Source organism: Streptomyces klenkii (assembly GCF_003626645.1).
Lineage (GTDB): Bacteria > Actinomycetota > Actinomycetes > Streptomycetales > Streptomycetaceae > Streptomyces > Streptomyces klenkii.
In genome coordinates this window covers 124566-147739 of sequence record NZ_RBAM01000006.1, presented here as the reverse complement: position 1 = coordinate 147739, position 23174 = coordinate 124566, and the positions used below count along the sequence as shown (strand labels likewise).

Sequence of the window (23174 nt, the reverse complement as noted above, 5' to 3'; positions counted from 1 at the left end):
GCCCCGGGAAGCCCAACCTACGCCCGCGGGTCCCGCCCCACCTGTCGAGAACCTCCCGGAGGGAACCCCGCTTGCGGGCCGCGCCGGTTTGCGGCACACAATGAGCCCGTAAGCCTGACAAAGAGGACAAAAGCGGAGGAGCAGGGCTCGTGTCGTCCGAACCACCGTCAGAAGACCGGCCCACCGGCCCGCCCTCCGGCCCCCTGTCCGGCGGCGGAGGGAGCGGGTCCGGCAGGTCCGGCCCGTCCGGACCGCCTCCCGAACCGACCCGCCCGGACTGGCACTCGACCCCGTCGGGCGAGGGCGCCGGGTCGGGCGAGGGCGCCACCGAGATCAGCGGCCCCACGGGCGCGCAGCCGCCGGAGGAACCGCCGTCCCCGCCCGGCCCGCCGGCCCCTCCGTCCGGCGCGCACGGCGCACCGCCGCCCGCGGGAGAACCCGCCAAGTCCTGGTGGCGCTCCGCCCCCAGGGTGGCCCTCCTCGCCGGCGCCCTGGTCGCCGCCGCGGCGCTCGTGGTCTTCTTCCTCCGCCCGGAAGGCGGCAGCGAGGTCTTCCTCCAGGCCGCGTCGGCCCACGGCAACGACCCGTTCACCGCGTCCACGGCCAAGGACACGGGCACCAAGGAGGCCTCCGAGCCCGTCACCCCCTCCGAGGGGGGAACCCGCACGTACCAGGGCTCGACCCCGGGCCTCTACGGCGGCACCCAGAACGCGGCGAGCTGCGACGTCGAGCGCCAGATCCGCTACCTCAACGACGACCAGACGAAGTCCCGCGCCTTCGCGAGCGCCGCCGGCATCCAGCAGGGCGAGATCCCGGGCTACCTGCGCGGCCTGACGCCCCTGCAACTGCGCTCCGACACCCGCGTGACCAACCACGGCTACAAGGACGGCTCGGCCACCACGTTCCAGTCCGTCCTCCAGGCCGGCACGGCCGTCCTGGTCGACAACCGCGGCCTGCCCCGCGTGCGCTGCGCCTGCGGCAACCCCCTCGGCCCGCCCGTCGCGGCCAAGGGCGGCACGAAGACCAAGGGCCAGAGCTGGAGCGCGTACAAGTCGTCGAACGTCGTCGCCGTCACCCAGGCCACGACCGTCGTCTACGTCATCGTCGTGTACGACCCCGTGACCGGCCAGTGGTTCGAACGCCCGGTCGGTACCGACGGGGGCAGCGACCGCCCGGTCCCGCCGCCCAGCGGCGCCATTCCGTCCGGCCCGGCCTCGCAGGGGTCGGAGGAGCCGAGCAGCGCCGAGCCGTCGAAGCCGTCCTCGTCCGCCCCGCCGACCCCCTCCACGGCCCCGCCGTCCCCGCAGAAACCGCAGAAGCCGCCCACCGAACCCGGGCCCGCGTACGGGCCGCAGAACCGGGGGCTCGCCGGACCCGGAGGGGCGGCATGAGCGGGGCCGCCGCCCGGCGGGCCTGAGACGGCCCCCGATGCGCGACGCGCCCACCGAGCCCCGGCCGGGGGAAGCCGCCCCCGGCCGGGTGACGGCCACGGCCGGCGTGAGCCCGCGGGACCCGGGCGGAGCCCGCCGGGCGGCGTGGCCGCTGGCCGTCGCGGCGGTGGCGTACAACGCCTGGGTGCTGGAGTTCCTGCTGCCCACCGGCCTGGACCCCCGGCACTCCTACGTCAGCGAGCTCTACGCCGCCGACCAGCCCTTCCACGTGCTCTTCGGCGTCGTCGAAGTCGTCACCGCCCTGCTCGTCGCCGCGGGCGCGGCCCTGCTCGCCCGGCGCGCGGGAAGCGATCGCTGGTCCGTCGCCGGGCAGTGGGCGCTGGTCGCCTTCGCCGCGTCCTCCGTCGCGGACGTCGTCGTCCCGATGCGGTGCGCACCGTCGGTGAACCGCGCCTGCGAGGCCGTCAACCCCTGGCACACGGCCACCAGCGCGCTGGCCCACGCCGCGCTGTTCGCCTCCATGGCCCTGATGGTGACCGCCGCGGTGCGCGGCACCCGGTGGCCGCTGGTCCGCCGCTGGGGACCGTGGGTCCTGGCGGCCGCGCTCGTGACGGCCGTGAGCACGGTCGGCCCGCTGTTCGGGCGGCCGGGCTGGCACGGCGTTCCGCAGCGGGCGCACCTGCTGCTCGTCGGGGTGTGGCTGGCCCTGCTCGCCGCCTCGCCGGGAATCCGCCGCACCCGGGGCAGGGGCCGCCACCGGGCCCGGTGAGCCGCCGGCGTCGCGCGAAGCCCGCCGGCGATCGGATCTGGTCGTTTGTGCGCGAGAGGGACCGGCTCCGTACCTCGCCGACCGGAGGCTCACCCCGGCAAAAACGCGGAAAAGCGCACTGCTCAACGACCCCATGAACAAGGTGTGTTCACTTCTGAGCAGAACTGCCGCTACGCCAACGGTGAATGCTTTAAGGCCATGACGTATTGCTGCGGTCTTGTGAACGCAATGTTGCCGACAAGACGATCACCCTCGTTGCCCACACGAGGAGGTCCTCATGAACGACCGGCTCAGTCTCAGCCCGGACGCGGCACGGCAGCTCGCGACCACCACCAAGACCACCCCGCAGATGCGCGGCATCACGCCCCGCTACCTGCTGCGGGCCCTGCCGTGGGTGGACGTCGAGTCCGGCGTCTACCGCGTCAACCGCCGGCGGACCTTCATCCTCGGTGACGACCGGATATCCACCTTCAGGAACGACGACGCCCACCACGTCGTCCCCGAGGACCTCCGGGAGATCCCCTTCCTCCGCGAGGCCGGCGAGGAGCTGCTGCGCGAACTCGCGGACGCCTTCACCGAAGTCTCCTTCGACGCCGGGCAACTGCTCCTCCAGGAGGGCGAGGCCGCCGACAAGCTCTGGATCCTCGTCCAGGGCCGCGCCGAGAAGCGGACGACCGGCCGCTACGGCGAGGACGCCCTCCTCGGCATCCTCGGCGACGGCGAGTTCTTCGACCTCGACGCCTGGGCCTGCGGCTCGCCCGCCGCCCACCGCGTCAAGGCGCTGACCCCCGGCACCGCCCTGTGCGCCGACCGCAGCCACCTGGCCCGGCTGGCCGGCTGCGACGAGGCGCTGCGCGCCGCCCTCGCCGCCTACACCACCGGCGAACGCACCGTCCCCGGCGCCGAGGTGCCCGTGGACCTGAGCGCCGGGCACGTCGGCGAGCCGGACCTGCCGGGCACCTTCGTCGACTACGAGGACACGCCCCGCGAGTACCACATGACGCTCGCCCAGACCGTGCTGCGCGTCCACTCCCGCGTCGCCGACCTCTACAACGAGCCCATCGACCAGACCCGCGCCCAGGCCGGCCTGACGATCCAGGCGCTGCGCGAGCGCCAGGAGCGCTCGATGCTCCACCACCCCGAGTACGGCCTGTTCAGCAACGTCGCCCCCGGGCAGCGCCTCCAGACCCGGACCGGCGCGCCCACCCCCGACGACATGGACGAACTCCTCAGCAAGGTCTGGAAGCAGCCCTCCTACTTCCTCGCCCACCCGCGCGCCATCGCCGCCTTCGGCCGCGAGTGCACCCGCCGCGGCGTGCCCCCGGTCATCGAGAACCGCTTCGGCAGCCCCCTGCTGACCTGGCGCGGCGTCCCGCTGCTGCCCTCCGACAAGGTGCGCATGAGCGGCCCGAACGGCGCCGCCACCACCGAGATCCTCCTCATGCGCGTCGGCGAGGCCGAGCAGGGCGTCGTGGGCCTGCGGCCCGCGAAGGTGGCCGACGAGGTCGAGCCGGGCCTGTCCATGCGCAACATGGGCATGGACCAGAAGGGCATCACCCAGTACCTGATGACGGCGTACTTCAACGCCGCGGTGCTGGTCGAGGACGCCCTCGCCGTGCTCCAGAACGTCGAGGTGTCCAAGTACCATGACTACTCCTGACTTGCCGTGGGGCGCGTACGCCGCCCCGCCCCCGCAGCCCACCGCCGGCAGCGCCACCACCCGCAGCGGGCAGTTCACCCCCGAGGCCGCCCGGCGGGACATTCCCGTCCTCCAGCGGCCCGTCAACGGCCGCCCCGTCGTCTGGCTGGACAACGGCGCCACCACCCAGAAGCCCCGCCAGGTCATCGAGACCCTGGCCGCCTACTACGCCACCGCCAACTCCAACATCCACCGCGGCGCGCACACCATGGCCCGCGAGGCCACCGAGATGTACGAGGGCGGGCGGGCCGCGGTCGCCGGGTTCCTGGGCGCCCCGTCGCCGGACACCGTCGTCTTCACCCGGGGCACCACCGAGGCCGTCAACCTCGTCGCGCAGAGCTGGGGACGCGCCAACCTCGGCCCCGGCGACGAGATCCTGGTCTCCACCCTGGAACACCACTCCAACATCGTCCCCTGGCAGCTGATCGCCAAGGAGCGGCGGGCCCGCGTCGTCCCCATCCCGCTCCTGCCCGACGGCAGCATCGACCAGGACGCCTACGCCGACCTCCTCTCCTACCGCACCCGGCTCGTCGCGGTCAGCCACGCCTCCAACGTGCTCGGCACCGTGCCGCCGGTGAAGGAAATGACGGCACTGGCCCACCGCTACGACGCCAAGGTGCTGGTGGACGGCGCCCAGGCGGTCGCCCACTTCCCCGTGGACGTCCAGGACCTGGACAGCGACTTCTACGTCTTCTCCGGGCACAAGCTGTACGCCCCCACGGGCATCGGCGCGCTGTACGCCAAGCCGGAGATCCTCGCCGGCATGCCGCCGTGGCAGGGCGGCGGCAACATGATCGACCAGGTGGACTTCGGCCGCGTCACCTACGCGCCCGTGCCGCACCGCTTCGAAGCCGGCACCGGGCACATCTCCGGCGTCGTCGGCCTCAGGTCCGCCATCGACTGGCTCAGCTCGTTCGGCCGCGAGGCGGTCGCCGCGTACGAGACGGCCCTGCTCGGCCACGCCCGGCAGGCCCTCGCCGCGGTCCCCGGCCTCACCGTCCTCGGCGACGCGCCCGGGAAGATCGCGGTCCTCACCTTCACGCTCGCCGGCCACGACCCCATGACCATCGCCCGGTGGCTGGACCGGGAAGGCATCGCCGTCCGCGCCGGCCACCACTGCGCCCAGCCCTCCCTGCGCCACTACGGGCTGGAGGCCGCGACCCGGGCCTCCCTGGCCCTGTACAACACGGCCGAGGAAGTGGACCAGCTGGCCGCCTCGCTGACCCGGCTTCAGCTCCAGGGAGCCGCCGCCTGACCCGTGCGCGGCACAACTACGAGATTCCGCGGTATTTCCGGTGCCACAGGGAACCATCAGCTACGGAAGGCAATCTCGTACGTCGGAGACGCACGAGTGTGCGTACGAACCCGGAAGCAGGGGGCGGTACATGTCACGAAGAGTCGCGCAGCGGCGGTCGCCGGCGGTGCGGGGCGTCATGGGATCGGTGGCCGCCCTCGCGGCCGGTCTGGTCCTCGTCGCGGGAACGGCCGGAACGGCCACGGCCATACCGGCCGGCGGCGGCACGCGGGCCACCGCGGGCTGCGGCAGTGACCAGGGGGAGAAACAGCCGTCCGCCGCCGCGGCCGCCGCGGCCCGCGCGGCCACGGCCGAGCCGCCGGCCGCCGCGGTCGGCACCGCCGCGGAGAAGATCTCCTACAGCCTGCCCTCCCAGCTGCCCATCGGCATGTGGTCGCGCTCCGGCATCACCCTGCGCACCCCCGTCACCAAGGGCACCGTCCGGCTCGACGTCCGCAGCCGCGGCTTCGGCACCGACTCCCTCTCCGTCCAGCACTACGTGCCCACGACGCACAAGTGGACGGACCTCAAGAGCAGCCCCACCGGCTCGGACACCCACGGCGTCTTCACCTTCCCGGTCACGGCCGACGCGAGCGCGGCCCGCCCGCACAGCGTCGCGCTGCGGATCCAGGACCTCGACCGGCCGGGCACCCTCACCGTCACCGCCTCCGTCGACGACGGCAAGGGCCGCACCTACAGCGCCCCCGCCCGCACCGCCACGACTACCCGGCCCGACGTCTCCGTCAGCGGCTGGCGCGGCGGCGACCGGCTGACCCGCGGCGGCGCGCCCAGCGGGCCCTTCACGGTCACCGTGAAGAACACCACCGACCGGCCCTACCCCGCCCTGTACGCCTCCTACTACGCCTACGGCACCGGCAACAGCCACGCCCTGGCCCCCAAGGACCTCGTCCTCCAGCAGTACCGGCCCGGCCACGGCTGGGAGCGCGTCCCGCTCGTCGCCGGCGGCTGCGACCCCGGCATGAGCGCGGCGCTCCTGCCCGTCGCCAAGGGGCCGCTCGCGCCCGGCGCCACGGTCTCCTACCGGCTGCGGATCGCCGTCGCCGCGTCGGCCCCCCGCGACGTGTCGCGGGCGGACGCCGGGGTGACGGTCGGCAACGGCGACCTGTCCTTCTTCCACCAGGACCTGCCGTTCGGCATCCGCTAGCGCGCACAGCCGCGGATCCGCGGGCCGGCCCCTTGCGGGCCGGCCCGTCGGCGTACCGGGACCGGGTCAGGCCGGGCCCGGGTCCCCGTCCTCCGTACGGTCGAACGCCGCCCAGCGCGACAGCGCGAACTTCCCGCCCTCCCGGCGCACCTCGGCCGCCCCGTGGCCCGGGAAGTGCGCCGGGAACACCAGGGCGCGGGTGTCGGCGGCCTCCTCCAGGATCCGCCGCCGGGAGCGGGTCGCCTGCAGCTGGTCCTCGCTCAGGCACGTGTCGCAGTCCGGCTCGGCTATCTGGAGCGGGCTGTGCACCAGGTCGCCGATGAACAGGGCGCGGTCCGTGCCCGACTCCAGCCGCACGACGGCCGAGCCCGGCGTGTGCCCGGGGGCGGCCTCCAGCGTCAGGCCCGCGTCGATGCGGTACGCGTCGCCCTCCCAGAGCACCATCTGCCCCGCCCGCTGCACGGGGAGGACGCTGTCCTCGAACACCGTCTCGATGCCCTCGGCCAGGCTCAGGTCCCCGAGGACGCCGCGCGGCGTGTGCGGCCCGGCCGGGTTCCAGTAGTCGAAGTCGGCCCTCGCGACGAGGTACGTCGCGTTCGGGAACGTCGGCACCCACGTGCCGTCCCGCAGGCGGGTGTTCCAGCCGATGTGGTCCGCGTGGAGGTGGGTGTTGACGACGACGTCCACGTCCTCGGGGCGGACCCCGGCGGCGGCGAGCCGCTCCAGGTAACCGGTCCTCAAGTGCGACCAGTCCGGCATGTGCGGCCGGTCCTTGTCGTCGCCCAGCCCCGTGTCGACGACGACGGTACGGCCTTCGCTGCGCAGCACCCACGTCTGCACGTTGCACACCAGCTGGTCGGTGGCCGGCCGCCAGAAGTCCGGCGCCAGCCACGACTCGTTCTCCTTCCACATCCGCGGGGTGCTGGAGGGAAAGATCGCGGGGGTGGGGGCGACCGGCGCGTGCCATTCCACGACGCGGGTGATGCCCACTCCGCCTAAGGTGATCGTCTGCATGCCAATGACGCTATGCACCGGAGGCGGAACCGCCAAGAGGCAGATAACTGCATTGTGTTGACGCGGCGCCGCACCGCCCCGCACCGTGCGTCAATGCTCGCGCCGTACCGCGAGGAGCGCCGCGTCGTCCGAGAGCTCGCCGCCCGCGTGGGTGAGGAGGTCGGCGACGATGCGGTCCAGGAGGGCCGCCGGGGACACGTCCGGCATGGTGGCGAGGCGGTCCGCCAGGGGGTAGAAGCGGCCCGCCGCGTCCCGCGCCTCCGTCACCCCGTCGGTGTACAGCAGCAGGAGGTCGCCCCGCTCGAAGGCGAAGGGCCGTCCCCGGTACGTGCCGCCGGCCAGGCTGAGGATGGCCAGCGGCGGCTGCGGTTCGGGGGTGGGCACCTCGTCCACGGCCATCCCGCCGGCCCGCCCCGGCCGGCACCGCAGGGGCGGCAGGTGCCCGCAGTTCACCAGTTCGGCCCTGCCCGGCCCGGACACCTCCACCAGCGCCGCGGTCACGAACTCCTCGCCCGGCCGGCGCCGCCCCATCGCCGCGTCGAGCCGCCCCGCGACCACCGCGAGCGACGGCTCGACCTGCGCGGCCTCCCGGAACGTGCCCAGCACGGCCGCCGCCGTGTCGATCGCGGCGAGCCCCTTGCCCCGCACGTCGCCCATGAGCAGCCGCACCCCGAAGGGCGTGACCAGCGTCTCGTACAGATCGCCGCCGACCCGCGCCTCGGCCGCCGCCGCCAGGTACCGCACCGCGACCCGCAGCCCGTCGAGCCGTTCGGGCGGCGGCCGCAGCAGCGTGTGCTGCGCGGCCTCCGCCACGGACCGCGACTCCAGGAGCTCCCGCTCGCGCGTGGCGATGAGCACCACGTTCGCCGTGCTGACGCACGTGATCGCCAGCACGGTGAACGCGGACGTCAGGTGCACGAGCAGCGGCACCTCGTTGTCAGCGAGGGCCAGCGGCGCGACGAGGACCAGCGCGGCCAGGCCGACGAACAGCGGGACCCGGGGCCGCCGCGTGCCGATGCTGGCGAGCACCGGCGCGGTGGCCAGGACGGGGGACACCGTCCACTCCGGGCTCTCCGCCAGGTCCATCGCGACGGCCGCGGTCAGCAGGACGTACGCCGCCATGACGAGGAGCCGCGCGCGGTGCGGCAGGCGCGGCGCCTGGGGCTGACCGTCCGGGCCGGTGACGTGCGTCATGATTGATGTCCACCATCAGCCACACCCGGCCCGCCCGCAACCCGTCAGCGCCTCCCGGCCGCACCCGCATCCGCGCCGGACCCCGTACCCGCCCCGCTCCCGGGCACGAAGTGCCAGTACGTCTCCGCCCGCGGCCGCCAGCGCCGCGCCAGCGGATCGCGCACCCTGCGCCGGCACCACCCCCACGGGGTGACGACCAGGTAGTACACCGCCGTCAGCAGCATCGTCCGCACGGCGTCACACCTCCTTCCCCGGCAGTCAGTCCATCGGGATCCCGGCACGCCAGTCCCGCTCCTCCTGCCACGGCGGCTGCCCCTGCTTGCGCAGCAGGAAGCCGCCCAGCGCCAGCAGATCGATGTTGGTCCGCATGAAGCAGGCGTACGCCTCCCGCGGCGTGTTCACGATCGGCTCGCCGCGGACGTTGAACGACGTGTTCACCAGCACCGGGCACCCGGTGCGCTCCTTGAACGCGAGCAGCAGCCGCCGCAGCCGCGGATGCCGCCCGTCCACGGTCTGCACCCGCGCCGAGCCGTCGACGTGCGTCACCGCCGGGACCGTCGACCGGGGCACGTGCAGCAGGTCGAGCCCGCCCACCCCGCCGGGGACGTCCGCGGCCAGCCGCTGCGCCTCCGCGACCTTGCCCACGATCAGCATGTACGGGCTCTCCTGCCGCAGGTCGAACCAGTCCTTCGCGTCCTCGGCGAGCACCGCGGGCGCGAACGGCCGGAACGACTCGCGGAACTTCGTCCGCAGGTTGAGCGCCGACTGCATGCCGGGATCCCGCGGGTCGGCGAGGATGGACCGCGACCCCAGCGCCCGCGGCCCGAACTCCATCCGCCCCTGGAACCAGCCCACGATCGCCCCGCCCGCCAGCGCCGCGGCCACCCGCCGCGCCACGCCCTCGAACCCCGGGCGCTCGTACGGGATGCCCTGCGCGTCCAGATACGCGCCGATCTCGTCGTCCGTGTACTCCGGCCCCAGCAGCGCGCCCGCCATCGCGTCGTGCCCGGCGGCCGCGTGCGCCCGCGGCGCACCCCGCTCGCAGGCCTCGGCGAGCGCCGCCCCGAGCGCGCCCCCGGCGTCCCCGGCCGCGGGCTGCACCCACAGCTCCGTCAGGCCCGCGTCCTCCAGGAGCCGGCCGTTGGCGACGCAGTTGAGGGCGACGCCGCCGGCGAGGCACAGCCGCGGCTCCCCGGTCAGCCGCCGCGCGGTGCGCGCCAGCTTGACCATCACCTCCTCGGTCACCTGCTGCACGGACGCCGCAAGATCGAACTCCCGCTCGGTCAGCGGGCCTTCCGGCTGCCGCCGCGGACCGCCGAAGAGCTGCTCGAAGGCGGCGCCGGTCATCACCCGGCCCCGCAGGAATTCGAACCGGCGCAGGTCGAGCCGGAACGAGCCGTCCGGCTTGACGTCGATCAGCCGCTCCCTGATCAGCGGTGCGAAACGGGGCGTCCCGTACGGGGCGAGCCCCATCAGCTTGTACTCGCCCGAGTCGACCTTGAAGCCGCAGAAGTACGTGAACGCCGAGTACAGCAGCCCCAGCGAGTGCGGGAACCGCAGCTCGGCCAGGCACCGCAGCCGGGTCCCCGCGCCCTGCCACAGCGTGGTCGTCGCCCACTCGCCGACGCCGTCGACGCACAGCACGGCGGCCGCCGGGTAGGGGCTCGCGAAGAACGCGGACGCGGCGTGGGACTCGTGGTGGCGCCGCGCCACGACCTCCGGCACCGCCGCCCGCCGCCCGGCCCCGGCCAGGTGCTCGCGCACGGCCCGCGTGGCGGACCGCTTCCAGCCGAGCCAGGCCGGCAGCCCGTCGAGGAAGGACGGGAGGCCGTGCGGCGCGGCCCCCGCGTACGTCGCGAGCACCCGCCGGAACTTCAGCGCCGGATCCTCGTAGTAGGCGACGGCGGACACGTCACCGAGCTCCGCGCCCGCCTGCTCCAGGCAGTAGCCGACCGCCCCGTGCGGGAACGACGGATCGTGCCGTCTGCGGCTGAACCGCTCCTCCTGGGCGGCCGCGACCGGAACGCCGCCGGCGACCAGCGCGGCCGCACTGTCGTGATAGAAGGCCGACAAACCCAGAACCAGCTGCGTCACGCGGCGCCCCCGGATCAGAACATGGGATAGATGGACGCGTCGTCCGCCGGCTGCGGCTTCAGCGCCCGCTTGCGGCGCAGGCGCAGGCGCAGCAGCCGTGCCAGGACTCTGCGGAGCAGTGCCATGCGAACCCTCCTCCCCGCGCTAGGACGTGCCGAGCCGACCGGCGAGGACCCGGGCGACGGCGTCGTACCCGGCGTCGACGCAGTGCACCCGGTCCACGAACAGCCAGTCCCCGGGCCCGGTCGCCGCGCCGAGCTCCGCGTTCATGTCGACGAAGGGCACCCCCAGCGCCGCACACCCCTCGCGCAGGGCGGCCGCGTAGGCCCGCCCGACCTCCATCGAGGCGATGTCGTTGTGCAGCCGGCGCCAGTTGGAGACATCGTCCAGCTCGTCGAACAGCGCCTTCTCCTGCGGTGCCGGCTCCTCCCGCACCCAGGGCGCGAGCGGCTGGAGGACGAACGTCAGCCGCGCCCCGAGCGCCCGGGCCAGCAGCCGCCACCCGCCGAGGTGGCGCACCGTCAGCGCCGTGGCGTGCGCGATGCGCTCGGCCGGGGCCGGCACCGCGGACGCGTCCGGCGCGGGGCCGCACTCGAAGAAGGCGCCGTGCCGGCCGTGCTGCGCCGCCGGCAGCCGGCTGAGCACGAGGTTGTTGACGCCGGAGAACACGACGATCTCCGCGACCTCGGGCAGCAGGTGCTGGAAGAGCGTCAGCAGCATCAGCTCCTGCGCCGAGTTCAGGCTCTGCCCCGCGAAGGTGAGCCAGGGCAGCCCGGGCGCGTGCCGGCTGCCCAGGCGCGAGGCGATCGTGGCGTGGTCGCCGCTCGCCCCCACGCCGAACACGGAGGAGCTGCCGGCCAGCAGCCGCACGGGCCCCGGCGGGCGGCCGTCGGCGACGGTCGCCGTGCCATCCGTCGTGTGGGTGACCCGGAAACCGCACGAGTCGGTGGAGTACACCGGGGTCCGCTCGTTGCCGTACTGGAAGAAGCCGATGTACGGCTGGTCCTCCAGGACGAAGGTGTAGTGCTCCATGTGGGGGACGAGTTCGGCGCGCGGGGACTTCATGGGGCAGGGCTCTCCTCGGGTCTTCCGGGACGACCTCGGACCTTTTCCGGGACGGGCGCGTCAGTGGGCGGCGGGCGGCAGGTCGTAGAGCGCGCCGGGCCGGTCCTCGCGGATCAGGTCGGCGTTGACGGCCATGGCGGCGAGCCCGCCGCTGGCCGCGGCCATGGCCGCCTGCTGCATGTTCTTGCCCAGGTCACCGGCCACGTACAGGCGGGGGAGCGAGGTCCGGCCGCGCTCGTCGGTCTGGACTTCCGTGAGGTCGGCGGCCTGGAGCCAGGGCCGCAGCGGCTCCACGCGCGGCTCGGTGTCCATGTGCAGGAAGAGGGCCGTGAACGTGAGCACGCTGCCGTCCGTCAGATCGACGGCGACGCCGTCGGGGTGCGCGGCCACCGAGGCGATCTTTTCGGGCACGATCTTCACCCCGGAGGCGGTCAGGAACCCCTGCTCCTCCTCGGGCAGCTCCCGCCGGTCCGACAGATAGGTGAGCGAGGACGTCCACGCGGTCAGGGTCGCGGCGAGGCACTCGCCGGGCACCGCGCCGCCGTACACGCCGAAGTGCCCGTCCCGCACCTCGTACGCGTGGCAGTACGGGCACTCGAACACGCCCTTGCCCCACAGCGCGGCGAGCCCCGGCACGTCGGGCACCTTCGAGCGCACGCCCGCCGCGTAGATGACCGTGCGGCTCCTGAACGCCCCGGACTCCTTGGCCACGGTCACCAGGCGGTCGCCCTCGGGGGCCACGGAGATCACCTCGTCGTCGACGAACTCCACGCCGTAGCGGGAGATCTCGGCGCGGGCGCGGGCGCGGAAGTCCGCGATGGTCACGCCGTCGTTGGTGAGCATGTTGTGCATGACGCCCGCGGCCATGTTCCGGGCGTCGCCCGAGTCGACGAGCGCGACGCGCCGGCGCGAACGGCCCAGGTACAGCGCGGCGCCCAGGCCCGCCGGGCCGCCGCCGACGATCACGGTGTCATACAGTTCCGCGGTCATGCTCTCCTCTTTCGGTGTCGGTGTGCTGCCGCGGCACGCGGGAGGCTTCCGGCTGTTCGCCGGCGAGCGCGTCCTGGCGCAGCGGTGCGAGCAGGGCGACGGATCCCAGGATCAGGACGGCCCCGGACGTGACGAAGACGGTGGTGACGGACGTGGTGCGGGCGAGCAGCCCGCCGAGGGCCGCTCCGATCGGCATCGTTCCCCACGAGCACAGGCGTGACACGCTCATCACGCGGCCCTGGAGCTCCGGCGGTGCGAACCGCTGGCGTAGGGACAGCACCGGGATGTTCCAGCTCATCATGAAGACGCCGTTGCAGAAGATCGCGGCGCCGGCGGCCACCACGTGCCCCGCCAGGCCCAGCCCCACGTAGGCCGCGCCGGACAGGATCAGCGACCACAGCGCCTGGACGAGCGTGGGCAGCCGCCGCGCGAGCCGGGGCGCGAGCCACGTCCCGGCGATCGAGCCGACGGAGCCGGCGGTCAGCAGCAGGCCGTAGCCGGTGGCGTGCAGGTGCAGGGTGCGGTAGGCCAGCAGCACCAGCATCGAGAACGTCGCCGAGTACACCAGGCCGTAGAGCGCGCTGGCGGCCAGCGTGCGGGTCAGGGCCGCCCGGGTGAGGACGAAGGAGACCCCCGTGCGCAGGTCCTGCCACAGCGACCGGGCCGCGGACGTCCCCGGCGGGGGCGCCGTGCGCGGGGCCGCCTTGACGCCGGCCAGCCCCAGCAGCAGCACCGCGGCGAGCCCGTACAGCGCGCCGCCCGTCGCCAGCGCCAGCGTCGCGCCGACGCCGACCAGGAGGCCGGCCAGCGGCGGGCCCGCCATCTCGTTGAGGATGACCTGCGGCGCGAAGAGCCGGCCGTTGGCGTGCTCCAGGTGCTCGGAGGCCACGATGTCGGGCAGCATCGCGGGCGCCGCCGTCTCCGCCAGGGTCTCGGCGATGCCGAGGACGAACGAGAGCACGAACAGCACGGCCAGCGACGTGCCCGCGGCGAACGCCCCGACGGCCGCCAGCAGCGCGGCCGCCCGCGTGAGGTTGCTGAACAGCAGGATCCGCCGCCGGTCGTGACGGTCCGCCAGCACCCCGGCGGGCAGCGCGAACAGCAGCCACGGCAGCATGTTCACCGCCGTGAGCCCGGCCACCACCATCGGCTGCGGGTGGCTCGCGACGACCAGCAGCGGCAGCAGGGTGCGGGTGACGCCGTCGCCGGCGTTGGACGCCACGGACGACGACCACAGCCAGCGGAAACGGCTGCCCAGCACGGGCGTTCGGGCGGGTGCCCCGGTCTTGGTCAAGGGACTTCACTCCGCGTCCGGCCGCCGCGCACCGCCGCCCCGCCGCCCGGCACGGTCACGACCAACTCGTGAGCCCCAGGAGCCGCTCGCCCAGCGGGGTGAGCCCGGCGCGCCCGTACAGCTCGCGCTCCTTCTTGCGAGGGCTCCCGTGGTGCTCGTGCTCGTGCGGCGGGATGCGGTCCCGCCAGAACCGTACGCGGCTGTCCCGGAGCGCGGCGTCGTCCTCCAGGGCGGGCGCCATGGAGATGTACTGTGCCATACGCACCCGGTCCGCGGAGCGGTTCGGGCGCACCCCGTGCGGCAGCAGGCTGTTGAAGATGATCAGATCGCCGGGGTCGACGCGCAGCGTCTCCACCGCGTAGCCCGTGATGTCGGGCGTCATCGGGTCGCGGTCGGGGGGCTGTTCCTCCAGCCACGCGTCCAGCTTCTCGAAGATGCCCGGCACGCACTGGAAGCCGCCGATCTCCTCGTTGCCCTCGCTGAGCGAGAGCACCCCCTGGCAGCTGATGGGCAGCGGCCGCCGGGAGGTGTCGACGTCCCAGTGGACGAAACCCTCGAACGCGCGGGTGCCGCGGTTCGGCGGGTTGACGTTGGCGAAGTCGATCACGACCCACAGGCCGGTGGTGTCCCAGATGTCGACGAACGCGTCGTACACCCGCTGCGTCTGCCGGTTGTCCCACATGGCCTGGTGGTTGTAGATCTCCACCAGCCCGCTGTGGCCCGGCAGCCGCTGGTTGTCCGTGCGGTCCGCGTACCAGGTGGCGGGGTCGCCGGGCGCCATGTCCTCGAACTCCCACAGCGCCCGCGTCAGCCGCTCGACGTTATCCGCGGGGACGGCCTGCCGGACGACCACGTGTCCGCGGGTGGTCCAGTGCTCCCAGTCCTCGGGGGACAGCACGCGCAGCGGCAGCTTCTTGCGGACGTCCCTGAGCTGGGTCCTCGCCATGGTCGGTGCTCCTTGCTCCTGGTCAGGTTCACGTTCGGGTTCAGGTGGTGAGGGTGTGCTCCCGGTCAGGTGATGACGGTCCGCTCGTCGGCCAGGACGACCGCGTCCAGGGCCGTCGCGTCCAGCAGCTCCAAAGCCTCCGCGAGGTCGTTGAGGATGGGCCGGCCGCCGCCGTTGGCGCTGGTGTTGATGAGGATCGGCAGCCCCGTGCGGCGGGCCAGCGCGTGGCACACGCGGTGCAGCAGCGGATGCCGGTCGGCGTGCAGGGTCTGCAACCGCGCCGTGCCGTCGATGTGCCGCACCTCGGCGAGCCGCTCCGCGTGCTCCTCGCGGACGCGCACCGCGAACAGCATGGTGTCGGTGTGGTCGAGGGGGCCGGCGAAGTACGTGCCGGCCAGTTCCGCCGGGCACAGCGGCGCCACCGGCCGGAACCACTCGCGCCGTTTGATGGTCTGCGAGACGTGGCGCCGGGCGCCGGCCCAGTGCGGCGAGACGAGCAGCGACCGGTGCCCCAGGGCGCGCGGCCCGGTCTCCATCCGGCCGCCCAGCCAGGCCACGCACTTGCGCCCGGCGAGCATGCCGGCCACGTGCTCGGCCAGGGCGGCGTCGCTCGCGAGGGTCGTCCGGGTGTGCCCGGTGCTGACCGGGCCGCGCGCGGTGAGCGGCGGACCGCCGTAGGCCAGCTCCGCGCCCGGGTGCCTGCCCGCCGCCGGCCGGTCCTCCGGGGCGGCCACGGCCAGCGCCGCGCCCAGCGCGATCCCGGAGTCGTCGCAGCACGTGGGGATGTGCACCCGGGAGAACAGCCCGCTCTCCGCGATCCGGGTGTTCGCTGTGATGTTCAGCGCGCAGCCCCCGGCGTAGCAGAGCACGGGGTGACCGGGCCAGCGGGCGTGCAGCCCGGCGACGAGGTGGGTGAGGTCCTCCTCCACGGCCGCCTGGAGCGTCGCGGCCAGGTTCCGGCAGACCGGGTCGCCGGGGCTGTGCCCGACGAGGAACCGGTGCCCGCGCGGCGTGCGGATCTCGTCGGGGAACACCCCGCCGTAGGAGTGCACCACGTCGTCGTCGGTGGCGTCGGCCAGCAGGCCGTCCAGATAGCCGCCCGCGTCCTCGTCGTACGGGTACCAGGTGTCCTCGTAGCGCAGGGCGCTGCCGGCGGGCGCCTCGCCGCCGAGGGGGGCGAGCAGGTCGGGCGCGGCGCGCCGGGCGCGCTCCCCGGCGAGCATCGTGCGCAGGACGGGCAGGAGGCCGGCGTCGACGGTGCCGGTGGCGGCCAGGCCCAGCAGCTTGCCCGTGTCGAACTGCCCGCCGTGCACCCGGCGGGCCAGCGCCTCGTAGACCAGCCCGAAGCGCGGCCCCGTGCGGTTGCTGAACGACAGGACGGGCGTCAGCGACGCGCCGTCGCCCAGGCACACCATGCCGCACTCGGCGTAGTTGCCCGTCCCGTCCAGGGCGAGGACGAGCGCCTTCTCCGCCCCGGAGGTGTAGTAGGCCAGGGCGGCGTGCGCGTAGTGGTGGCGCACGGCGATCACGGGCAGGGGGCCGGCCGGGCCGTCGGCGAGCGGCCAGTCCACGGACTTGACCGGGCGCAGGACGGACGTGGCCAGAGCGTCGCCCGGGCGGCTCCACGTGATGTCCTCGGAGACGAGCTCCACGAGCCCGCCCGGCAGGGTCCGGCACGCCGGGGTGTACCAGTCGGCGACGGCGATCGCGGTGACCGGCCCGCTCGCCAGCGTATGCAGCCGGTTCACCCAGTCGCCGACCGACGCCGCGAAGCCCGCGTTGCCGCCGCACACGTGGCGCAGCCCCACCTGGCGCTCGCCCTCGATGACGTGTACCCCCGGGGGCTGGGCCAGGGCCGCGCCCCCGTCGTGCCCGAAGTTCAGACCGATCGTCGGCATCTGACGGGCCCCTTCAGACGCCCGCGCAGACCTGGGCGTGGTGACGCTCCAGCAGCCCTTGCACGACCTCGCGCATGTACGCGCAGTAGCCCGGCGACATCACCTGGATCGACCCGTTCTCCTCCTCCAGCGCGCCCGCGGACCCGCCCGAGCAGGTGCCCTGGAGCTCGCAGCCCTGGCAGCCGGGGCCGTTGGTGTAGGCCCGCATGCCGTAGTCGCGGTAGGCCGCCGAGTTGAACACGCCCCGCCAGTCGTCGATGGTGCCGAGCTTGCGCGCCGTCGCCTTGCAGGCGAACACGCTGCCGTTGGGCTCGATGGACAGCTGCCGGCCCACGGCCGGGCACGTCTTGTAGTCCGCCTGGGCCGCCCACTTCGCCTCGTCGGCGATCATCTGGAACGTCTGGTACCAGTAGCCGCTGAGCTGCACGCCGCGCTCGCGCCCGTAGTCGACGGCGGACAGCAGCTTCTGCGCCACGTCGTGCGGGCTGTGCTGCTCGAAGAACTCGCGCGCCTGGAAGGAGACGATCACGTCCAGGGAGTCCAGGCCGGCCTCGGCGACGAAGTCGATCAGCGGGGTGCCCCACTTGTCCCAGGTGTACTGCGACAGGACGGTGGTGATGGCGACGGGCACGCCCGCGGCCTTCATGTCGAGGATGGCCTTGCGCACCACCGGCCACGGCGTGCGCTGCTGCTGTCCGCCGCGGAACTCCCCGGTCTCGGGGACGAGGTAGTCGATCGAGACGGTGGTGGAGACGCGGTAGTCGGCGAGCGCCTTCAGCAGCTCGGCGTCGATGCGCGAGCCGTTGCTCGTCATGTCGTACGACAGCGTCACGCCGTCGTAGAAGTGCCCGAAGGTGTGCAGGATGTGCAGGATCGTGTTGCGTGCGAGCGTCGGCTCGCCGCCGAAGAACGACACCGTGAGCTCGCCGCCGCCGTTGGCCTTGCGCAGCGCCACCGCCTCGCGCAGCGTCTTCTCCGCGACCTGCGGGGACATGTGCATCGAGGGGTTGCGGGCGCCGTCGGTGCCCTCGTTCCAGTCGCCGCGGGCGAGCGTGGGCCCGCTGTCGCCGCGCGCGGTGCGCAGCTGGACGAGGACCGGGCCGGGCTTGACGGACTCGCCCGAGGTGTTGCGCTCCTCGACGCCGCCGTCGAAGTTGTACGCGAAACAGCCCTGACAGGAGAAGTTGCAGGCGTTGGTCAGCACGAGCTGGATGGAGGAGTGGAAGACGCCGCTGCTGAGCGCCTCGCCGCGGGCGGCGAGGAGTTCGTCGATCTGCGCCGCCTCGTCGTGGCCGGCCTCCACCAGGTACTTGGCCTCGATGAGGCTGTCCACGGTCTCGCTGCCCGCGCGGGCGCGCAGCGCGTCCAGGGGGATGCCGGCGGCGGCCTCGCGCAGCAGCTCGACCGTGTCGCGGTCCACCAGGCGGGCGTTGCCGAAGAGGGAGTGGAAGGCCACCGTGCGCTCGGTGCCGTCGAAGGCGTCGAGGCGGCCGCCGAACCGCGCGAAGTCGCGGTCCCGGGCGGTGCGCATCGTACGGACGTAGCGGGAGGACTGGTAAACCGGAGCCGACATCGGTGGACTTCCTCCTGGAAGCGGTGCGGAACGAACGGGGCCGGGACGCCGGCCGGGGGCGCGCGCCCGTGGAACGGGCCCGCCGCGGGCGTGCATCGCGGCGGGCCCGTCGGAACCGGTGCGCCGGGACGGTCAGACAGGGGTGACCGGTTCCTTCGTCTCGGCGACGTCCGTGCGGACCGACTCCGCCTTCGGTACCGGCGTGATCGTCGGGGCGTTGCCCTTGTCGGGCGAGACGAACCCGCAAGGGCGCGACGACGCCGTGGGCGTCGGAGTGATCATTTTCTTGACTTCGGCCATCAGTCTCTCCTCGCCGTGGTCCGGCAGTATGCGTGCATACGCGGCCAGCGAATCATGGCCCGGCTGATTCGGGGGATATTTGTTCCGGCCACTTTTTTCGGAGCGTATTACTTGATCCGGGCCGCTGGTATTAGCGCACGAACGGTATGGATTCCTGTTCGAGAACGGAGTTGGGGGCCGCTAGGGGAGTGCAGGCCTCTGCCGCCACCTGGGAGTATGCGGAAAACGCCGCTGCCGGAGGCATTTTCGGATGCGCATGTGCATGGCATGGATCAATTGCCATGGTCTCACCGGCCGTTACGAAGTGAGCGGTTTACGGGCCCGGCGCCCAAGACGATCTGTGGCCCGCTTTTTCCTCTGCCGCCCGGCGCCCTTCCCGGGCTGCGGCATTACGGCCGCGCGCGTGCGCGAAGGAGCGCGCCGGAGGAGGTGAATGCGCCTTTGGCCACTCCGTGCGCCGGGCGGAACACCGGCTCCGGGAATTCCGCGTAAGGGAACCGGCCGCCGCTGCCGTCCGGGAATCTCCCGCCGGCCGGGCCGCCGGCATGGGCCGCGGTACGCCTGCCTGAGTTGCTGCATTTGCGGTGATATGTAGCATTTTCAGGGAGGTGCGATGGATGCAGATCTGCGCAGGCCCGCTGGACTGGTCCCTGGTGAGCGGATGGATTCCGGTCGCCCTCCTGGCCGTGGGGCTGTGCGCCCTCGCGGCGCTCCTCTTCTCCCGCCGCCGCACCTGGTGGACCCGCCTCGCCCCGGCGGCCGTCCTGCTCGCCGCCGCCGCGACCTGGCTCCTGCGCACCGCCGTCGACGACTGGTGGCAGCCCTTCCCCGACCCCCTGCCCACCGGCGTGGTGATCTGGGCCGGGATCGCCGTCCTCGGCGTGTGCCTCGCCGCCTTCCGCATCCCGCTGCTGCGTCCGCGGCACTGGGCCGCCGCCGTCCTCGCCGGGCTCCTCGTCGTCCTCCTCGGCGCCTCCGAGATCAACCGGCACTTCGACCAGTACCCCACCGCCCGTAGTGCCCTCAACTCCTGGCTCACCAAGACCACGAGCATCACCGAGGCCACCGGACGCACCGAACCCACCCTGCGCGTCCCCGCCGGCAAGACCGTCGCCGACGTCTGGCGCCCGCCCGCCGGCATGGCCGAGCAGGGAACCCTCTCCAAGTCGTCCGTCCCCGGCGTCAGATCCGGCTTCCACGCCCGCAGCGCCTACGTCTACCTGCCGCCCGCCTACCGCGCCACGCCGCGCCCCCTCCTGCCGGTCCTCGTCCTCATGGCCGGCCAGCCGGGCTCGCCCGCCGACTGGATCAACTCCGGGCGGCTCGTCGACATGATGAACGCCTTCGCGGCCGGGCACCGCGGCCTCGCGCCCGTGGTGGTCGTCGTGGACCCCCTCGGCTCCCAGTTCGCCAACACCCTCTGCCTCGACTCCCGGCTCGGCAACGTCCAGACCTACCTCGCCACCGACGTCCCCGACTGGATCCGCTCCCACCTCCAGGTCGCCACCGCCCGCACCTCCTGGGTCATCTCCGGCATCTCCTTCGGCGGCACCTGCTCCCTCCAGCTCGGCGTCAACGCCCCGGGGGTCTACGGCGTCGTCAACGACATCTCCGGTCAGGAAGCACCCACCCTCGGCAGCCGGCAGAAGACCGTCGACGCGGCCTTCGGCGGCGACACCGCGGCCTTCACCGCCGTCAACCCCCTCGACGTGATGGCACGGCAGCGCTTCCCGGACACCAAGGCCGCCTTCGTCGCCGGCAGCAGCGACAGCACCTACCGGCCCCAGCAGCGCAAGGTCTACGAAGCGGCCGTGAGAGCCGGCATGCGGGCCGAGTGGGTCCTGCTCCCCGGCGGCCACAGCTGGCAGGTCTGGCGCCCCGGCCTGGAGCGCCAGCTGCCCTGGATCTCCCGCGAGACGGGACTGACCCGATGAGCGACTCCCGTGAGGCAGGGCCGATGCGATGAGCGAAACCGCCGCCCCGCCGCCCGCGCCCACCCCCGGCGACAGCACCCACCCCTGGCGCGTCACCCTCGACCGGCTGCTCGCCCCCGTCCGGCACGCCCCCTTCACCCTCGGCTTCCTCGCGGTGCTGTGGATCGTCGGCGCCGTCACCGGCAGCCTCGGCAGCGGCCCGAGCCGGCACCGCATGGACCACGTCGGCGTCGGCGTCCCCGCCCTCGCCGAAGGCCGCTGGTGGACCCCCGTCAGCTCCCTGCTGTGGTGCCCCGGACTCGGCGGCTACCTCGGCGCCACCGCCATCATCCTGCTGCTCGTCACCCCCTCCGAGCGCCGCCTCGGCGTCGCCCGCACCGCAGCCGTCCTCATCGGCGGCCAGATCCTCGGCACACTCCTGGGCACCGGCATCGTCCAGCTCGGCAATGTCGCGGGGGAGTGGTGGCTGGAGGAGCTCGCCGGCTACGTCGCCGTCTCCCCGACCGTCGGCGCCCTCGCCGTCGGCGGCGTCCTCAGCTACCGGCTCACCGCCCTGTGGCGGCGCCGCACCCGCCTCGGCATCGTCGCCTTCGCCCTCGTCATGGCCCTCTACGTCGGCCACCTCCAGGGCGTCCTGCGCTTCGGAGGCGCCGTCACCGGCCTCCTCCTGGGCGCGCTCCTGTACCGCCGGGCCGGGCCGCTGCGGCTGCGGCACTCCTCCCACACCGAGGCCCGCGTCCTTGTCGCCCTCGTCGTGGCCGCCGCCGCCATCGGCCCCATGGTCGCGATCCTCTACCGCGACGCCTACGGCCCCCTCAACTCCTTCCAGCTCTACGTCTCCGTCCAGCCCACCGGACAGGAGGTCGCCGAAGCCTGCGCCGCCTCCGCCGGGGACTGCCACTTCGTGCACGCCCTGCGGAACTTCTACGACTCGCCCGCCGCCGTCATGGCCGTCCTCGTCCCCGCGCTGATGCTCGTCCTCGCGGAAGGCCTGCGCCGCGGGCTCCGGCTCGCCTGGAGCCTGGCGATCCTGGTCCACCTCGCTTGGATCGCCCTGTTCTCCTGGTGGCTGCACGACTTCCTCAGCCACCCCGCCGGCTGGGCCGAACCCGCCGACCGCTCGACGTACGCCCAGGCCTTCGCGGAACAGATGCTGCTGCCCGTCCTCATCGTGGCCCTCCTGATCGTCACCCGCGCCCGCTTCGGCCTGCGGCTGCCGCGCCCGGCGACGTGCGGCCTCGCGGCCGTCACCGGCGGCGCCCTCGTCCTGGCCTGCGCCGCGTACGTGGGCATCGGCTACGCCGTGCGCGACCAGTACGACCCCGCGGCGGCGCCCTCGGTGCTCTTCTCGGGGCTCGCCTCGGAGTTCCTGCCGCCCACCCTGCTCGCCACCTTCACCGACTGGCCGGTCCCGGTCGGCGGCACGGCCCAGGCCCTCTTCCACTACTGCGGGCTCGTCTTCTGGCTCGTCACCCTGATCGCGCTGCTCGTCACCTTCCGCCGCCCGCGCCTGCACACCGACGCCGACGCCGCCGTGCGCGCCCGCGAGCTGCTCGCCGGGCACGGCGGCTCCACGCTGTCGTTCCTGACGACCTGGGACGGCAACTACTACTGGTTCGACGCGGCCGGGCGCTCCGCCGTCGCCTACCGCGTGATCGCCACCGTGGCCCTGACCACCGGCGAGCCGTTCGGCGCGCCGGACGCGCGGGCGGCGGCCGTCGGCGGCTTCGCGCGCCACTGCGACGAGCGCGGCTGGACGCCCTGCTTCTACAGCGTGGGGGAGGAGGCCCGCGCCGCGGCGGAGGCGCTCGGCTGGCGCTCGGTGCAGGTCGCCGAGGACACCGTCGTCCCCCTGCCCGGCCTCGCCTTCACGGGAAAGAAGTGGCAGGACGTGCGGACCGCCCTCAACAAGGCCAAGAAGGAGGGCATCACCGCCGAGTGGTGGTCCTACCCCGAGGCCCCGGTCGCCCTCACCGACCAGATCCGGTCCATCTCCGAGGAGTGGGTCGCCGACAAGGGCCTGCCGGAGATGGGCTTCACCCTGGGCGGCCTGGAGGAGCTCGACGACCCGGCCGTGCGCTGCCTCATCGCCGTGGACGGCGACCGCACCGTGCACGGCATCACCAGCTGGATGCCGGTGTACGAAGCGGGCCGGCCCGCCGGCTGGACGCTGGACTTCATGCGCCGCCGCGCCGCCGGGTTCCGCGGCTCGATGGAGTTCCTCATCGCCTCGGCCGCGCTCGGCTTCCAGGAGGAGGGCGCCCGCTTCCTCAGCCTCTCGGGCGCTCCTCTGGCCCGCAAGGCCACCGAGGAACCCCCGGCGGCGCTCCAGCGGATCCTCGACTACGGGGGCAAGGTCCTCGAACCGGTCTACGGCTTCCGGTCGCTGCTGAACTTTAAAGCGAAGTTCCAGCCGCAGTACCACCCCATGTACATGGCCTACCCCGACCCCGCCGCCCTGCCCGCCATCACCCGCGCCATCGGCAAGGCGTACCTGCCGCACATGACGGCGGCCCAGGGCGTACGGCTGATGCGGCAGTTCTCGGCCTGAGCC

At 73.6% G+C, this 23174-nt stretch carries 18 protein-coding genes; 7 read left to right on the top strand and 11 right to left on the bottom strand.

Translation table 11 applies throughout. The annotated features are described in order from the left end of the window. The first annotated feature begins 149 nt into the window (after nucleotides 1-149). The 5 genes from D7231_RS16315 (at nucleotide 150) to D7231_RS16295 (ending at nucleotide 6318) form a co-directional block, all read left to right on the top strand. The gene (locus tag D7231_RS16315) at nucleotides 150-1391 is read left to right on the top strand and encodes a DUF6777 domain-containing protein (RefSeq protein WP_120756184.1); all 1242 of its coding nucleotides are present in this window, start codon (nucleotides 150-152) and stop codon (nucleotides 1389-1391) included. Nucleotides 1392-1428: 37 nt separating this feature from the next. After that, entirely contained in the window at nucleotides 1429-2160 is a 732-nt protein-coding gene (locus tag D7231_RS16310) for a DUF998 domain-containing protein (RefSeq protein ID WP_120756183.1), read from the top strand. Nucleotides 2161-2437: 277 nt separating this feature from the next. Further along, nucleotides 2438-3820: a family 2B encapsulin nanocompartment shell protein gene (locus tag D7231_RS16305; protein WP_120756182.1), complete on the top strand. Its 1383-nt coding sequence runs from the start codon at nucleotides 2438-2440 to the stop codon at nucleotides 3818-3820. After that, nucleotides 3807-5114, top strand: a complete 1308-nt coding sequence (locus D7231_RS16300) for a cysteine desulfurase (protein WP_120756181.1) — start codon at nucleotides 3807-3809, stop codon at nucleotides 5112-5114. The genes D7231_RS16305 and D7231_RS16300 overlap by 14 nt, the downstream gene beginning before the upstream one ends. Nucleotides 5115-5244: 130 nt before the next feature. Next, a complete protein-coding gene (locus D7231_RS16295) occupies nucleotides 5245-6318 on the top strand; it encodes a hypothetical protein (protein WP_241999750.1) in 1074 nt (357 codons plus the stop codon). Between the two features lie 66 nt (nucleotides 6319-6384). Here the strand turns inward: D7231_RS16295 and D7231_RS16290 are convergent, their stop codons facing one another. From D7231_RS16290 to D7231_RS36525, 11 genes are all read right to left on the bottom strand, one after another. Continuing rightward, complete coding sequence (locus D7231_RS16290) at nucleotides 6385-7332, bottom strand: MBL fold metallo-hydrolase (RefSeq protein ID WP_120756180.1); 948 nt, start codon at nucleotides 7330-7332, stop codon at nucleotides 6385-6387. Between the two features lie 90 nt (nucleotides 7333-7422). Continuing rightward, a complete protein-coding gene (locus D7231_RS16285) occupies nucleotides 7423-8526 on the bottom strand; it encodes a PP2C family protein-serine/threonine phosphatase (RefSeq protein WP_120756179.1) in 1104 nt (367 codons plus the stop codon). A gap of 44 nt (nucleotides 8527-8570) precedes the next feature. Continuing rightward, on the bottom strand, nucleotides 8571-8759 hold the full coding sequence (locus tag D7231_RS16280; protein WP_120756178.1) for a hypothetical protein: 189 nt from the start codon (nucleotides 8757-8759) through the stop codon (nucleotides 8571-8573). Nucleotides 8760-8784: 25 nt separating this feature from the next. Continuing rightward, nucleotides 8785-10620, bottom strand: coding sequence for a carbamoyltransferase family protein (locus D7231_RS16275; RefSeq protein ID WP_120756177.1), 1836 nt, complete (start codon nucleotides 10618-10620; stop codon nucleotides 8785-8787). A 144-nt stretch (nucleotides 10621-10764) separates the two neighbouring features. After that, complete coding sequence (locus tag D7231_RS16270; protein WP_120756176.1) at nucleotides 10765-11685, bottom strand: SGNH/GDSL hydrolase family protein; 921 nt, start codon at nucleotides 11683-11685, stop codon at nucleotides 10765-10767. A gap of 60 nt (nucleotides 11686-11745) precedes the next feature. Then, nucleotides 11746-12675, bottom strand: a complete 930-nt coding sequence (locus tag D7231_RS16265; protein ID WP_120756175.1) for an NAD(P)/FAD-dependent oxidoreductase — start codon at nucleotides 12673-12675, stop codon at nucleotides 11746-11748. Next, nucleotides 12656-13969, bottom strand: a complete 1314-nt coding sequence (locus D7231_RS16260) for an MFS transporter (protein WP_120756174.1) — start codon at nucleotides 13967-13969, stop codon at nucleotides 12656-12658. The genes D7231_RS16265 and D7231_RS16260 overlap by 20 nt, the downstream gene beginning before the upstream one ends. A gap of 55 nt (nucleotides 13970-14024) precedes the next feature. Next, entirely contained in the window at nucleotides 14025-14915 is an 891-nt protein-coding gene (locus D7231_RS16255; protein ID WP_120756173.1) for a phytanoyl-CoA dioxygenase family protein, read from the bottom strand. A 65-nt stretch (nucleotides 14916-14980) separates the two neighbouring features. After that, entirely contained in the window at nucleotides 14981-16813 is a 1833-nt protein-coding gene (locus D7231_RS16250; protein ID WP_120756172.1) for a carbamoyltransferase C-terminal domain-containing protein, read from the bottom strand. 13 nt (nucleotides 16814-16826) lie between these two features. Further along, the gene (locus tag D7231_RS16245) at nucleotides 16827-18386 is read right to left on the bottom strand and encodes a radical SAM/SPASM domain-containing protein (RefSeq protein WP_120756171.1); all 1560 of its coding nucleotides are present in this window, start codon (nucleotides 18384-18386) and stop codon (nucleotides 16827-16829) included. Nucleotides 18387-18518: 132 nt separating this feature from the next. Next, the gene (locus D7231_RS36525) at nucleotides 18519-18686 is read right to left on the bottom strand and encodes a hypothetical protein (protein ID WP_158673771.1); all 168 of its coding nucleotides are present in this window, start codon (nucleotides 18684-18686) and stop codon (nucleotides 18519-18521) included. Between the two features lie 617 nt (nucleotides 18687-19303). Between D7231_RS36525 and D7231_RS16240 the strand changes: the two genes are divergently transcribed. Both D7231_RS16240 and D7231_RS16235 read left to right on the top strand, forming a co-directional pair. Further along, nucleotides 19304-20620 carry an alpha/beta hydrolase gene (locus D7231_RS16240; protein WP_120756170.1) on the top strand — a complete coding sequence of 439 codons (1317 nt, stop codon included), beginning with the start codon at nucleotides 19304-19306 and terminating at the stop codon, nucleotides 20618-20620. 28 nt (nucleotides 20621-20648) lie between these two features. Further along, a complete protein-coding gene (locus D7231_RS16235) occupies nucleotides 20649-23171 on the top strand; it encodes a bifunctional lysylphosphatidylglycerol flippase/synthetase MprF (protein ID WP_120756169.1) in 2523 nt (840 codons plus the stop codon). The last annotated feature ends 3 nt before the right edge of the window (nucleotides 23172-23174 follow it).